Raw genomic sequence first — 13250 nt, 5'->3', positions numbered from 1 at the left:
TAGGAGCAGCGTGGTGCTCTCGCGAGGGCAGGGGAGCGCGCGGGAGCTGGCACGCGGTGTCTGGTCGGGAGCGTCGGATGAGTATAGGAGGCAGCCCTAGGAGCACGTGTGCGCATCACCCGGAGCACCACGGCCCTCGCGGCCACGGCCCTGCTCGCCCTGTCCCTCGCCGCCTGCGGCAGCGACGACGGCGACGCGGCCGCGGCCGGTCCCTCCGGCGAGGTCGGCAGCAACGACCTGGCCGCCGCGGGCTGCCCGAGCAACATCGTCGTGCAGACCGACTGGAACCCCGAGGCCGAGCACGGCGGGCTCTACGAGTCCCTCGGCGACGACTACGTCGTCGACGCCGGCAGCAAGTCGGTGAGCGGCACGCTGATCGACAGCGCGGGCGAGAGCACCGGCGTCACGCTGGAGATCCGGGCCGGCGGCCCGGCCATCGGGTTCCAGACGGTGACCTCGCAGATGTACGCCGACACCGACATCGACCTGGGCTACATCGCCACCGACGAGGCCATCCAGCTCTCGGACACCCAGCCCACCACCGCGGTGCTGGCACCGCTGGAGATCTCGCCCACGATGATCATGTGGGACCCCTCGACCTACCCCGACGTGCAGTCCATCGCCGACCTCGGCGACGCCGGGACCACCGTCCGGTACTTCGAGGGCTCGGCGTACATGGCCTACCTGACCGGGGCCGGCGTGCTCTCGGCCGACCAGGTCGACGGCTCCTACGACGGCACGCCCTCGGGCTTCGTCGCCGCCGCCGGCGAGGTCGCCCAGCAGGGCTTCGCCTCGGCCGAGCCCTACATCTACAAGAACGAGGTCGACGCCTGGGGCAAGGACGTGGACTTCCAGCTCGTCTACGACGCCGGCTTCCAGCCCTACCAGTCCTCGATCTCGGTGCGCTCCGAGGACCTGGACGGGATGTCGGACTGCCTGACCGCCCTGGTGCCGATCATGCAGCAGGCCGACGTCGACTACCTGGCCGACCCCGACCGCGCGACCTCGATCATCCTGGACCTAGTGGAGCAGTACGACACGGGCTGGGTCTACTCCCAGGGCGTGGCCGACTACTCCGTCGAGACCCAGAAGGACCTGGGCCTGGTCGGCAACGGTCCCGACGACACCCACGGCAACTTCGACACCGACCGGGTCGACACGCTCATCGAGCAGACGACGCCGATCTTCACCGAGCAGGGCACGCCCCCGCTGGACGGGCTGACCGCCGACGACCTGGTGACCAACCAGTTCATCGACGACTCGATCGGCGTCCCCGCCAGCTGACCCCCGGGTCACCGCAGCGCCCGCCCTCCCGTCCACCGACGGGGCGGCGGGCGCTGCCGCGTCCGGGCGCGTCCCACTGCTGCAGCGGACCGGCAACCCGGCGGAAAAGGGGGCGAAACGCGGCGGCCGGACGATGGCCGGCATGCGGATCGACACGAACCTCCTCGGCGCGGTGGCCATGCCCGACGCCGGTCTCGCCGGGCCGCCGGCGACCGCACGCCGGTACGGGCGCGCGGACGTCGCGGCGGCGTACGAGGACTTCGTGGCCCTCGCCGAGGCGGGGGACCGGCTCGGGTACGACACGATGTGGTGGACCGAGCACCATTTCCAGCACGAGGGCTACGAGGTCGTCGGCAACCAGATCCTGCTGGGCCTGTGGTGCGCCGCCCGGACCCGCCGGATGCGCTACGGCCAGATGTTCAACATCGTCCCGCAGTGGAACCCGCTGCGGCTGGCCGAGGACTTCGCCACCGCCGACCTGCTCACCGGCGGCCGGATGCGCTTCGGCGTCGGCCGCGGCACGGTGCCCCGGGAGATGCAGACCCTGGGCGCGACCATCGAGAGCAACGACAACGGCATGGACACCGGCGCCGAGCAGCGCAACCGCGAGGTGTTCGCCGAGGCGATGGAGGTCATCCGGCTGGCCTGGGCGCAGGACCGCTTCGCCCACTCGGGCAAGCACTTCACGCTGCCCCCGACCGGCATCCCCGACCGCGGCGGCGTGGTCACCGACCTGACCCTGGTGCCCAACGTGCTGCGGCCGGTGGAGGTGTACCAGGCGTGCACCTCGCCGGCGACGGTGCGCTACGTCGCCGAGCAGGGGCACACCGGCGTCTACGCCTGGCAGTCGCCGGACACGATGGCCCGCCGCTGGGCCGAGCACGCCGCGTACGCCGAGGCCGCCGGCCGCACCCTGGCGCCGGGGGAGGAGCGGATGCTCGTGCTGCACGTCTGCGTCGGCCGCACCCGCGAGGAGGCGATGGCCGCGGCCCGCCCGAACCACGAGGAGAACGTCAAGCTGCTGGCCCCCTACGGCCGGTACAACAGCTACGACCTGCCCGAGGGCTGGACGTCGAAGCCGGTGGACTTCGCGCCCACGCTGGAGGAGTCGGTGCGGCAGCGGATCTGGGCGGTCGGCACGGCCGACGACGTCGCCGAGGTCATCGACGAGTACCGGCAGAAGCTGGGGATGACGACGATCTCGGTCGCCGTCGACGGCCCGGGCACCACCCGGGAGAGCGTCGAGGAGCAGCTGACGCTCGTGGCCGAGGAGGTCGCGCCGCGGCTCGGCGTCACCATGGCCGGCCCGGCGTGACCGCGACCGTCCCCGACACCCTCGCCGACGGGACGGCGATGCTGGCCGCCCTGGCCGCCGGCGAGGTGTCGGCGGTCGAGCTGACCCGCGCCCACCTGGACGCGATCGCCGGCCCGGGCGCGGTGCTCAACGCCGTGGTCGTGGTGGACGCCGAGGGCGCGCTGGCCGCGGCCGCGCAGGTCGACGCCGACCGGGCCGCCGGCCGGCCGGTGGGCCCGTTGGCCGGGCTGCCGATCACCGTCAAGGACTCCGTCGACGCCCGCGGGCTGCCCTCCTCGCACGGTCGGGCGGTGGACCGCCGGGTCGCGACCGCCGACGCACCGGCGGTCCGCCGGCTGCGGGACGCCGGGTGCGTGGTCCTCGGCAAGACCAACGTGCCGGTCTGGCTGGCCAGCATGCACACCGAGAACGAGCTGTTCGGCGCCACGCTCAACCCGTGGGACACCACCCGCTCCAGCGGCGGCTCCAGCGGCGGGGCCTCCGCGGCGGGGGCCGCCGGGCTGGCGGTGGCCGACCTGGGCAGCGACCTGGCCGGTTCGCTGCGGGTGCCGGCCGCCTGGTGCGGCCTGTTCGGGCACCGGCCCAGCAACGGGGTGGTCTCCAAGCTGGGCAACCTGCCCTGGCCGGACGGCGGCCTGCTCGAGCCCATGGTCTCGGCGATCGGACCGTTCACCCGGTCGGCCGCGGACACCGAGCTGTTCACCGAGGTGCTGATGGGCGCCGAGGGCCTGGAGGCCGTGGGCTGGCAGCTGCGGCTGCCGCCGTCCCGGGTCACGGCCCTGGCCGGCACCCGCGTCGCGGTGTGGACCGACGACCCCGCCTGCCCGGTCGACCCCGAGGTGCGGACGACGATCCGCGGCCTCGCCGACCGGCTGGCCGACGCCGGTGCCCGGGTCACCGAGCTGGTCGTGCCGCCGGTCGGCGGGGCCGAGGACCTGGCGCTGTACCAGCGGCTGCAGGCGGCGGAGGTCGTGCACGGCTTCTCCGCCGCTGACCTCGCGGACGCCCCCGAGCAGTACCACCAGACGGTATGGGCGGCGCTGCGCGACCTGGAGGCCCAGCGGGCGGCGACCGCGCGGTGGGCCGAGGTGTTCGGCGGGGTGGACGTCGTCCTGTGCCCGGCGGTGTCCCGGACGGCGACCGTCTACACGCCCGACCGGCACGCGCCGGAGCTGGTCGAGGTCGACGGCCGCCGGCTGCCGATCGACACGGTCTGCGACTGGGCCCGGCTGTCCAGCCTGGGTCGGCTGCCGGCCACCGTCGTCCCGCTGGGGCCCGGTGCCGACAGCGGGCTGCCGGTCGGGGCGCAGCTGCTGGGTGCCTACCTGGAGGACCGGACCCCGCTCGCCGTCGCCCGCCTCTCCGAGCAGGCCGGGCTGGTCAGCTTCCGAAGTCCGCTTTCCTGATGGTGGCGTGCACGCCCTTGACCACGTCGACGACCTGGCTGATCCGGAAGTCGGTGGCCGCCGACAGGTAGGCGTAGGCCAGCGAGGGGTCCATCCCGAACCGGGCCTGCAGCAGCGCCACGGCGGCCCGCACGCAGGCGGCCACCGCCAGGTCGAGGTCCTCGTCGAGCCCGGTCGGCACCAGGTGCTCGGTGGTCTCGGCCAGCGGACCGACCAGCTCGCCGAACCGGGTCAGCGCGTCCTCGCGCGGCACGACGTCGAACCGGACGGTGGCCCGCAGGCTCGCCTCCATCGCGGTCAGCGACACCTCGCCGTCGCCCTGTGCGAAGTGCGGATCACCGACGTAGGCCAGCGCGCCGTCGACCTGGACCGGCAGGTACAGCGTGCTGCCGGTGGTCAGCAGCGCGATGTCCAGGTTGCCGCCGTGCCGTCCCGGCGGCACCGAGTGCGGTCGCACCGACCCGGGGACGGCGACGCCCATGATCCCCAGGAACGGCCGCAGCGGGAACCGCACGGTGGCCGGTGCGCCGGGGGTCAGCGGCAGCAGCCCGTGCCCGCCGTCGTCCGAGACCGCGGCGAACGCGCTGAACACCGGAGCGCCGCCGAGCGGGTGCTCCCCGGCCAACGCCCCCTTGCCGTGCCGGTTGGAGATGACGCCGTAGGGCACCCGGGGCGTGGTGTCGAGCACCGTCATCGCGAGCAGGTCGCCGACCCGGGCGCCGTGCACCGCGACCGGGCGGCTGACCACGTGCGGGCCGTCCACGCCGAACCGGTGCGGGTGCGCGCTGGCGGCCAGGGCGACGGCGTCGTCCAGGACCTCGGTGACCCCGTGCCGGCCGAAGAAGGTGGCCGGGTCGCGGCCCTGGTCCTCCAGGATGCCCTCGTGGCTGACCGTGTCGAGGGTGACCGCCGTGCCGGGCTCGACGGTCAGCGCCGGTTCGTCGGTCGCGCACGGCAGGCGGCCCCACAGCACGTTGTCCGGGGTGGAGGGCAGGTAGGTCGCCGCGGCGACCGGACCGGACCCGGGCTGCAGCGCCGGCCTCACCCGGCTGCGACCTCGGCGGCCAGCCGGGCCATCCGCTCGTGCACCTGGTCGACGACCTCGTCGGCCTGCGGGTCGGTCAGCTCCGCGCCGTCGGCGACCATGCGGCCACCGACCCACACCGACCGCAGGTTCCTCAGCGAGCACGCCAGCACGTAGGTGCCCACGGCGTCCCAGACCGGCCCGGTGTCCGGACGGCGCGGGTCGACGACGCAGAAGTCGGCGAACCGGCCCACCCGCAGCGAGCCGACGTCGCCGTCCACGCCCAGGGCCTCGGCGCCGCCGCGGGTGTGCATCATCAGCACGTCGGCGACCGGGGCGGCCAGCGGGTCCTTGTACTGCGCGCGCAGCATCGCGATGCCGGTCCGCATGTTGTTCCACGGGTCGGCGACGTCGGTGCACGACTGGTCGTCCAGGCCCATGCCGACCCGCATGCCGGCCGCCCGCAGCTCGGGGATCGAGGCCACGCCGCTGGCCAGCCGGCCGTTGCTCATCGGCTGCCAGCTCATCCCGCAGCCCCCGGCCGCGGCGGCGGCGATGATCTCCGGCGTCGTCTGGATGAAGTGGCCGAACACCAGCTGCGGGGTCAGCGCCCCGGCCTCGGCGTACCAGGCGAACTTGGACCGCTGCAGGTCCAGCATCTCGGCGGTCTCCAGGAAGTGCGCCTGGTTGACCAGCCCGTACCGCCGCATCACCTCGACCTCCAGGGCCGCGGTGTCCGGGGTCGGCGCCCACTGCACCGCACCGCTGACCGCCACGCCGAGCAGCAGCGAGGGGTCGGCGTCCGCCGCGGCCGCGACGGTGTCCTCCACGTGCGCCAGGGCGTCGGCCCGCGGGACGTCGCCCTGGGCCAGCATCACCGAGTGCAGGCTGCGCAGGCCGGCGTCCAGCTTGGCCCGCAGCTGGGCCTCCTGCCGGGCCAGCGAGGGGATCCGGTCGCCGAAGCTGGCGATGGTCTTGTCGAACTGCAGGCCGCCGTCGGTGAAGTCGTAGGCGGTGGTGATGCCGTTGCGCAGGAAGTCCTGGGCGCCGTGCCGGGTGGACCAGTACATGTCCTCGGGCGTGGCCGGCATGACGTAGCGCAGCATCGCCTCGATCCAGCCGTACAGCGTCTCGTCCATGCCCAGGCCGCGGCTGCCCGAGGTGAACAGGTGGCTGTGGGCGCTGACGAACCCGGGTCCGACGAGCGTGCCGGTGGCGTCGAGGACCTGGTCGGCGGCGGCGAGCTGATCGGCGGTCGGCGTCCCCTCCTCGACGGCGGTCAGCCGGCCGTCGGCGCCGACGGCGAACCAGCCGACGAACGGGGCCGGCCGGTCGGGGTCGACGGTGAGCAGGGTGGCGCCGTGCACGAGCAGGGCGGTGGTCGGGCTGGTCATGCGGGGTCTCCCGGGGTCCACTGGCCGGTGACCAGTTCGGTGTACATGCGGCGCAGCAGCAGGCTGTTCTTGTCCGCCTTGGCGTGCGCGTTGAGGTGCTGGGCCAGCGGGAACCCGTCGGGCAGCCGGTCCAGCAGGGTCTTGTCCTCCAGCTCGACCTGGTGGTCGAAGGCACGGATGTCGGCGGCCGGGCGGTCGGCCTCGGTGTCGGTGCGCAGCACCACCTGGTGGATCACGCAGCTGCGGTCGTCGACCGGGGTGATGGCCTTGAGCATCACGTGCCCGAGCCCGTCGGGGTACCGGATCAGCAGGTGCATGGAGAAGGGCAGGTGCACCTGGCTCCAGGTGTGCCGCACCGTCGCGCCGGTCTCGCCCGGCCGGCCCTCGACCGGGACGTCGGTCCAGGTGATCAGCCCGTACGGGGTGCGCGCCACGTTCTGGTCGGTGAGCTCGGGGTTGTCCGGGTTGCCGAAGGAGTTCATGTGCACGAACGCCACGTGCCCGGGGTCGATGTTGTTCTCCACCAGGTGCATGGCGGTGCAGTCGAAGTCCCAGGACCCCTCGGGCACCCGCCGCCAGGCCGGGTCGTCCCACTCGGGCACCGCGGGGACGTCGGTGATCGGGCCGCCCTCGTCGGGTCCGGCCAGGCAGACCCAGACCAGGCCGTAGCGCTCGGTGCTGGCGACCATCGTGAGCCCGGACTTGGTGGGGTGCGGGGAGTCGGGGAACTGCGGGATCCGCCGGGTCGTGCCGTCGGCGTCCCACTCCCAGCCGTGGTAGGCGCAGACCAGGCGGCAGTCGGCCACCCAGCCCATCGACAGCGGGGCGTCCCGGTGCGCGCAGCGGTCGTGCGCCACGCTGACCGGCCCGGCCGGGTCGGGGCGCCACACCACGAGGTCGGTGCCGAGCACCTTGCGGTGCAGTGGGGCGGCGCCCCGTCGACCGGGTTCGGGCTCGGTGGTGACGTCGTCCACGGCGCACACCGCGTACCAGAACCGCCGGAAGACGGGGTGCTCGGACAGCACCAGGTGGTCGGGGCCGACGTGCCGGGTGGTGCGGGGTTCCTGCAAGGCGGTCATGGTCGTCCTGCTCGTGGCTGCGGGCCGCTCGCGCCGATCGCGCGGCCCCGGGGCCACCGTGCCGCCCGCGGGTTGCGGGGTCGTTTCAGGCCCGTTGCGCGTCCGCGAGGACGACGGCTGCCGCGTTGCGGCCCGACGCACCCCAGACCCCGGCACCGGGGAACGTGCCGGCGCCGGTGAGGAACAGCCCGCGCACCGGCGTCGCGTACCGGGTCAGCTCCCGGTCCCGGCCGACCAGGGCGGCCAGCGGTCCGCCGGAGAAGGACGGCGCCCACCCCCGCGGCATGCCCAGGTCGCGCTCGTAGTCCTCCGGGGTCACCACCCGCCAGCGCCGGACCCCGCCGGCGAACCCGGGCCCGACCTGGGCGGCCAGCAGGTCCAGCCAGCGCTGCGGCTCGGCCGAGCCCGCCCAGCCACCCGGCACGGCGTACGGCGTCCAGAGCACCTCCAGCGACAGCAGGTGGTCCGCGCCGACCCGCATCGTCGGGTCCAGCACCGACGGAGTGTTCACCAGCGCCATCGGCCGCGGTGCGACCACGCCGGTCGGCAGCGCGGCGTGCGCGGCCTCGACCGCGGCCAGGGACGGCGCGATCGTCGTCGTGGGCACGTGCGGGTCGAACGGCCCGACCCGCTCCTGCAGCCGCTGCACCTGCGGCAGCACCGGCAGGGTGCCGACGACGGCGTCGAGCTTGGACTCGTACCCGTCGGGCTGCCGATGCGCGGTCCACCGGGCGACCATCGACCCGGCGCCGGCGGGTGGGTGCGGCCCGAGCCAGTCCACGACCGTGGTCCGCGGGTCGACCGAGCTGACCACGACGTCGGCGGGCACCTCCTCGCCGTCGGACAGCAGGACCCCGCGGATCCGCGGCCGTCCACCAGCACCCGGGCGACCCGGGCGCCGGTGCGCACCCGGCCGCCCGCCGCCTCCAGCGCGGCCTGCAGCGCCGCGGGGAGCGCGCCGGACCCGCCGACCGGGCGACCGATGCCGACCAGGTGCCGCATCGCGATGCCGGTCGCGCCGAGGCCGGTGCCCGGGGTGGACGGCGCCACGCCCCACACGGCCGGCCCGGTGGTGAACGCCCCGGCGACCAGGAACGGGTCGGTGAGGTAGCGGCCCAGGACGTCGGCGACGCTGCGGCGGGACCAGTCCAGCAGGCGGGGGAGCGCCAGCGCCTTCCGGTCGGCGAGCTTCCGCAGCACCCGGCCGGGCGTCGGCGGCGTGGCGGTCAGCTCGACGAGCAGCCGGGCGACCGGGGTGGCGTCGGCCAGGTAGCGCCGGTAGCCGTCGACCTGGGTCGGGTGGGTGACCGCGAGGGCGGCCAGGGTGCGCTCGACATCGCGGAACTGGACGAACGCCGGGCCGGCCGCGTCGTCCCAGCCGACGTGCAGGGCCTGCGGGTCGACGTCGAGGTAGCGCAGCCCGTGCGCGGCCAGGTCCAGCTCGTCGGCGATGGCCGTCGTCCGCACCATCGTGTGGTCGCAGTTGCAGATGTTGACCCGGGCGCCGTCCAGCGCGTCGACGGTGGCCGCGCAGCCGCCGGTCGCCGACCCGGCCTCCAGCACGGTCACGTCGAGGCCGGCCCGGGCCAGGTAGGCCGCGCAGACCAGTCCGTTGTGCCCGCCCCCGACCACCACCACGCGCGTCATGCCCGGACTGTCCGTGCTGGGCGTGACGGAGGTGTTACGCCCGGCGCACCCGCCGGAAACGACCGCGGGCCACGCTGGTGGACCTCCCCGTCGGCCACCCTGTCGTCGGGTCCGAGGAAGGCACCACCATGCAGATCCCCGTCGTCGACGTCGCCCCCGCCCTGTCCGGGGGCGACCCCACCGCCGTCGTCGCGCAGCTCCGGCACGCGCTCACCGAGGTCGGCTTCCTCCAGGTCGTCGGGCATGGCCTGGACCCCGCCCTGGTCGACGCCGCCTACGCCGCGATGGACCAGATAGCCGCGCTGCCCGACGCCGAGCGCCGCGCGCTGGTCCGCCCCCGGGCCGGCTCCCGCGGGCTGTTCGAGGAGGTCGACGACCGCGGCCGGGTGCTCAACCGGGCACTCCAGTTCATCACCTACGACGACCTGGCCGCGGCCGAGGCCGACGACGCCGTGGGCGGTCACCCCGACTACTTCGTGCCCAACGTGTGGCCCGAGCAGCTGTCGGGCTTCCGGACCACCTGGAAGGCCTACGGGGACGCCGCCCGCACGGTGGCCCGCGAGCTCATGGGCCTGTTCGCACTGGCCCTGGACCTGCCGCGGGACTTCTTCGAGGAGCCCTTCAGCAAGGACGTCACGCTGTTCAGCGTCAACCTGTACCCGCCCCAGCCGGTGGACGAGGACTACTTCGAGGACGTGATCCTCAACCCGCACGCCGACTCCGGCGGGCTGACCGTGCTGCACCAGCGCGGCACCTACGAGGGCCTGCAGGTGCGGGAGGCCGGCGGCGGGTGGGTCACCGTGCCGCTGCGCGAGGACGCGTTCGTCATCAACATCGGCCACCTGATGTCCCGGTGGACCAACGGCCGGTTCCCCGCCACCGTGCACCGGGTCGTCGCCGGGCCGGACACCTCGGCGGAGCGGCAGTCGATCGCCATGTTCTTCCTGCCGAACGTGGACCAGGTCGTGTCGCCGGTGCCGACCACGGTGGGCGCGGAGGGTCCGCGGTTCGCCCCGATCAGCGCCTACGACTGGCAGCAGCAGTTCATGCGGGAGGTCGTGCTGGTCAACACCTACGCCGAGCCCGAGCCGGTGGCCTGACGCGTCCACCACCCCGGCATGGGAGCCCATGCACCCGGTTGTGGGCCCCGGGGGTGGGTGCATGGGTTCCCGTGCCGGGGGTCAGCGGCGGCGGGCGGCCAGCAGCGTGGTCAGCGCGCGGACGACGCCGGACTCCTCGCGGGTGACCAGCCGGCCGTCCCGGACCACCACCCGGCCACCGGCCACCACGTGCTTCGGGCGCCGTCCGGGCGACGCCCACAGCAGGCCGGCGACCGGGTCGGCGACGCCGGCGTCGGCGACCCCGGTGACGTCCCAGCACACCAGGTCCGCCCGCGCGCCGACGTCCAGGCGACCCAGGTCCGGCCGGCCCAGCCCGTCGGCGGACCCGGTGGTCGCCCAGCCGAGCACCTCCCGCGCGGTCACCGGTCGGCCCACCAGCGGGGCGACCTGCATCGCCAGCCGGGCGTCGGCCAGCAGGTGCCCGGCGTCGTTGGACCCGCCGCCGCTGGTGCCCAGCCCGACCACCACCCCGGCGTCGGCCAGCTCGGCCATCGGCGCGATGCCCCACCCCATCGGCAGGTCGCAGCCCGGGGCATGGGTGGCGGTCACCCCGGACCCGGTGACCAGGGCGACCTCGGCCGGGGTCAGCTCGCACAGGTGGGCCAGCGTGACGTCGGGGGCCAGCCAGCCCCACTCGTCCAGCAGCTCCAGCGGACGGCGGCCGTACCGCTCCACCGCGATCGCCACGTCGACCTGCTCGTTGGCCTGGGTGCGCCGGCGCAGGCCACGGGCGGCGGCGACCTCGGCCATCAGCGCGAACGTCTCGGGGGAGTCCGAGTGCACGCCGGCCGGGCCGACGGCGACCTGCAGCACGCCGTCGTCGGTCACCCCGCCGTGCGGCACCAGGGCCGCGGCGATCGCGTCGGCGGAGGCGGCCGCGGTGGCCGCGTCGTCCCGGGCGCTGCCGCGGACGAACACCACCCGGGCACCGAGCTCGCGGGCGGCGGTCGCCGTGGCCGAGGCGATGCCCACCCCGCCGTCGGTCAGCGTCGGCCAGGTCAGGTGGTGGTCGGCGACGGTGGTCACGCCGCACAGCAGCGCCTCGGCCAGCCCGGCCGACGCCGCGGCGTGCGCCAGCTCGGCGTCTACCCCGACCGCTCCGTAGGCGGCGGCCATCGTCGGCAGCCACTGCGCCATCGGCACGCCCCGGGTGCCCGGCAGCGTCCGGAACGCCGTCTGCAGCAGGTGGTGGTGGGCGTTGACCAGACCCGGGGTGACCACGCAGCCCGACGCGTCGAGCACCTCGCCGCCGGACGCCGTCCCTAACCTGCCGTCGTCCGCGCAGGTGATGTCCCCGGTCCCGGCCCGGCCCAGCACGGCCACGGCACCCCGCACGGTCAGCATGCGACGACCCTCGCAGCTGTGTGTTCCGGCCAGGTGACGGCTGGAACGCGGCCGTCACCGGCGCGCAACGAGCCGCCCCTAGCGTCCCGGCTCGTGACCGCCCGACTGCTCACCGAGCTCTCCGCCCCCGCCATCGCCGACGCCCTCGGCCCGGACTCGGTGCTGGTGCTGCCGACCGGCGCGATCGAGCAGCACGGTCCGCACCTGCCGGTCGCCACCGACCTGATCACCGCGAAGAGCATGGCCGAGCTGGCGGTCGCCGAGTTCGGCGAGGAGCTGGACCTCTGGCTGCTGCCGCCGCTGGCCTACACCAAGAGCAACGAGCACCACTGGAGCTGCGGCACCTTCTGGCTGTCGGCGCAGACGCTGCTCAGCGTGCTGCACGACCTGGGCGCCTCGATGACCAAGACCCCGGCCCGCCGGCTGGCCTTCCTCAACGGGCACGGCGGCAACTCCGCGCTGCTCCAGGTCGCCGCCCGGGACCTGCGGATCGCCCACGGCCTGCGCACCTTCACCCTGCACCCGTCGCTGCCCGCCGACCACGGCGGCAAGAGCCCGAAGAGCGAGCTCGGCCTGGGCATCCACGGCGGCCACGAGGAGACCTCGCTGATGCTGCACCTGCGCCCCGAGCTGGTGGACATGGACAAGGCGCAGCGCTGGGTGCCCGAGCAGCTCACCGAGTACCGGCACGTGCGATTCGGCGGCTCGGTGAGCTTCGGCTGGACGTCGGACGACTTCGGCCCGGACGGCGTGATCGGTGACGCGAGCACCGCTACCGCCGAGCACGGGAAGGAGAAGGCCGAGGCGATGCTGGCCTACCTCGGCGAGGCGTTCGCGGAGGTCGCGTCCTTCGACCCCGGTCCCCGCGCGTGAGGCTCGCCGGCAAGCGGGTCGTCGTCACCGGCGGGGCCCGCGGGATCGGCGCGGCGATGGTGCGCACCTTCGCCGCCGAGGGTGCGGTCGTCGCGGTGCTGGACCGGCTGGCCGAGGAGGCCGGCAAGCTCGCCGCCGAGGTCGGCGGGCACGCCGTCGAGGTCGACCTGGCCGACGTGGCGGCGACCCGGCAGGCCACCACGACGGCGATCGACGCCCTCGGCGGGATCGACGTGCTGGTCAACAACGCCGGCATCCTGCGCTTCGCCTCGCTGCTGGACCTGGAGCCGCACGAGTGGGACGAGGTCTTCGCCGTCAACGTCCGCGCGATGCTGGTGACCACCCAGGTCGCGGTCACCGCGATGGTCGCCCAGCGGGCACCGTCCTTCCCGGGCGAGGTGGTCGGCAAGGTGGTCAACACCGCCTCGATGGGCGGCAAGGCCGGCGGCGCCGGGCAGGCGCACTACGCCGCGTCCAAGGCCGCCGTCATCGGCCTGACCCGGGCCACCGCCGAGGAGCTGGGTCCCCTGGGCATCACCGCGACCTGCCTGTGCCCGGGGTACGTGCTCACCGAGATGGGCGCCGGCACCCGGACGGCGGCCGACGTCGCCCGGTGGGCCACCAAGTCACCGCTGGGTCGGCTCGGCGAACCGGAGGACGTCGCCCGGGTCGCGCTGTTCCTGGCGTCGTCGGACTCCGACTACCTGACCGGCGACGCGCTCAACGTGGCCGGCGGGATGGTGACCCACTGACCCGCAACGCC

Annotated in this window: 12 protein-coding genes; 6 read left to right on the top strand and 6 right to left on the bottom strand. The window is 74.7% G+C overall.

Features of this window, described 5'->3' with window-relative positions:
* The first annotated feature begins 108 nt into the window (after nt 1-108).
* From LFA75_RS04345 to LFA75_RS04335, 3 genes are all read left to right on the top strand, one after another.
* On the top strand, nt 109-1284 hold the full coding sequence (locus tag LFA75_RS04345) for an ABC transporter substrate-binding protein (protein WP_225232466.1): 1176 nt from the start codon (nt 109-111) through the stop codon (nt 1282-1284).
* A gap of 142 nt (nt 1285-1426) precedes the next feature.
* Entirely contained in the window at nt 1427-2599 is a 1173-nt protein-coding gene (locus LFA75_RS04340; protein ID WP_225232465.1) for an LLM class flavin-dependent oxidoreductase, read from the top strand.
* The gene (locus LFA75_RS04335) at nt 2596-4005 is read left to right on the top strand and encodes an amidase family protein (protein ID WP_225232464.1); all 1410 of its coding nucleotides are present in this window, start codon (nt 2596-2598) and stop codon (nt 4003-4005) included. The genes LFA75_RS04340 and LFA75_RS04335 overlap by 4 nt, the downstream gene beginning before the upstream one ends.
* Here the strand turns inward: LFA75_RS04335 and LFA75_RS04330 are convergent.
* The 5 genes from LFA75_RS04330 to LFA75_RS04310 all read right to left on the bottom strand — a co-directional run bounded on the left by LFA75_RS04330 (nt 3980) and on the right by LFA75_RS04310 (nt 9149).
* Nucleotides 3980-5050, bottom strand: coding sequence for an acetamidase/formamidase family protein (locus LFA75_RS04330; protein ID WP_225232463.1), 1071 nt, complete (start codon nt 5048-5050; stop codon nt 3980-3982). The genes LFA75_RS04335 and LFA75_RS04330 overlap by 26 nt on opposite strands.
* Nucleotides 5047-6423 (bottom strand): amidohydrolase family protein, encoded by a 1377-nt coding sequence (locus LFA75_RS04325; RefSeq protein WP_225232462.1) that lies wholly within the window; start codon nt 6421-6423, stop codon nt 5047-5049. Before LFA75_RS04325 ends, LFA75_RS04330 begins: the two co-directional genes overlap by 4 nt.
* Nucleotides 6420-7502 (bottom strand): Rieske 2Fe-2S domain-containing protein, encoded by a 1083-nt coding sequence (locus LFA75_RS04320; protein ID WP_225232461.1) that lies wholly within the window; start codon nt 7500-7502, stop codon nt 6420-6422. The genes LFA75_RS04325 and LFA75_RS04320 overlap by 4 nt, the downstream gene beginning before the upstream one ends.
* Before the next feature lie 85 nt (nt 7503-7587).
* Nucleotides 7588-8109 carry a hypothetical protein gene (locus LFA75_RS04315; protein ID WP_225232460.1) on the bottom strand — a complete coding sequence of 174 codons (522 nt, stop codon included), beginning with the start codon at nt 8107-8109 and terminating at the stop codon, nt 7588-7590.
* Nucleotides 8010-9149: a phytoene desaturase family protein gene (locus LFA75_RS04310; protein ID WP_225232459.1), complete on the bottom strand. Its 1140-nt coding sequence runs from the start codon at nt 9147-9149 to the stop codon at nt 8010-8012. Before LFA75_RS04310 ends, LFA75_RS04315 begins: the two co-directional genes overlap by 100 nt.
* 128 nt (nt 9150-9277) lie before the next feature.
* Here LFA75_RS04310 and LFA75_RS04305 point away from each other — a divergent pair, with 128 nt between their 5' ends.
* Nucleotides 9278-10249: an isopenicillin N synthase family dioxygenase gene (locus tag LFA75_RS04305; RefSeq protein WP_225232458.1), complete on the top strand. Its 972-nt coding sequence runs from the start codon at nt 9278-9280 to the stop codon at nt 10247-10249.
* Between the two features lie 81 nt (nt 10250-10330).
* On the opposite strand, the gene LFA75_RS04300 is transcribed toward LFA75_RS04305, so the two are convergent.
* Nucleotides 10331-11614 carry an amidohydrolase family protein gene (locus LFA75_RS04300; protein WP_225232457.1) on the bottom strand — a complete coding sequence of 428 codons (1284 nt, stop codon included), beginning with the start codon at nt 11612-11614 and terminating at the stop codon, nt 10331-10333.
* Nucleotides 11615-11707: 93 nt separating this feature from the next.
* Between LFA75_RS04300 and LFA75_RS04295 the strand changes: the two genes are divergently transcribed.
* Both LFA75_RS04295 and LFA75_RS04290 read left to right on the top strand, forming a co-directional pair.
* The gene (locus tag LFA75_RS04295) at nt 11708-12487 is read left to right on the top strand and encodes a creatininase family protein (RefSeq protein ID WP_225232456.1); all 780 of its coding nucleotides are present in this window, start codon (nt 11708-11710) and stop codon (nt 12485-12487) included.
* Nucleotides 12484-13239, top strand: coding sequence for an SDR family NAD(P)-dependent oxidoreductase (locus tag LFA75_RS04290; RefSeq protein WP_225232455.1), 756 nt, complete (start codon nt 12484-12486; stop codon nt 13237-13239). The genes LFA75_RS04295 and LFA75_RS04290 overlap by 4 nt, the downstream gene beginning before the upstream one ends.
* The last annotated feature ends 11 nt before the right edge of the window (nt 13240-13250 follow it).

Source organism: Klenkia terrae, from assembly GCF_900491935.1.
Classification (GTDB): domain Bacteria; phylum Actinomycetota; class Actinomycetes; order Mycobacteriales; family Geodermatophilaceae; genus Klenkia; species Klenkia terrae.
The sequence above is the reverse complement of the archived record's forward strand: the minus strand, read 5'-3'. Positions and strand labels throughout refer to the sequence as shown.

What these genes read in the sequence shown, in the direction of transcription:
- LFA75_RS04305 (WP_225232458.1), top strand. Translation starts at nt 9,278, where the DNA reads ATGCAGATCCCCGTCGTCGACGTCGCCCCCGCCCTGTCCGGGGGCGAC.
- LFA75_RS04310 (WP_225232459.1), bottom strand. Translation starts at nt 9,149, where the DNA reads ATGACGCGCGTGGTGGTGGTCGGGGGCGGGCACAACGGACTGGTCTGC.
- LFA75_RS04340 (WP_225232465.1), top strand. Translation starts at nt 1,427, where the DNA reads ATGCGGATCGACACGAACCTCCTCGGCGCGGTGGCCATGCCCGACGCC.
- LFA75_RS04300 (WP_225232457.1), bottom strand. Translation starts at nt 11,614, where the DNA reads ATGCTGACCGTGCGGGGTGCCGTGGCCGTGCTGGGCCGGGCCGGGACC.
- LFA75_RS04320 (WP_225232461.1), bottom strand. Translation starts at nt 7,502, where the DNA reads ATGACCGCCTTGCAGGAACCCCGCACCACCCGGCACGTCGGCCCCGAC.
- LFA75_RS04325 (WP_225232462.1), bottom strand. Translation starts at nt 6,423, where the DNA reads ATGACCAGCCCGACCACCGCCCTGCTCGTGCACGGCGCCACCCTGCTC.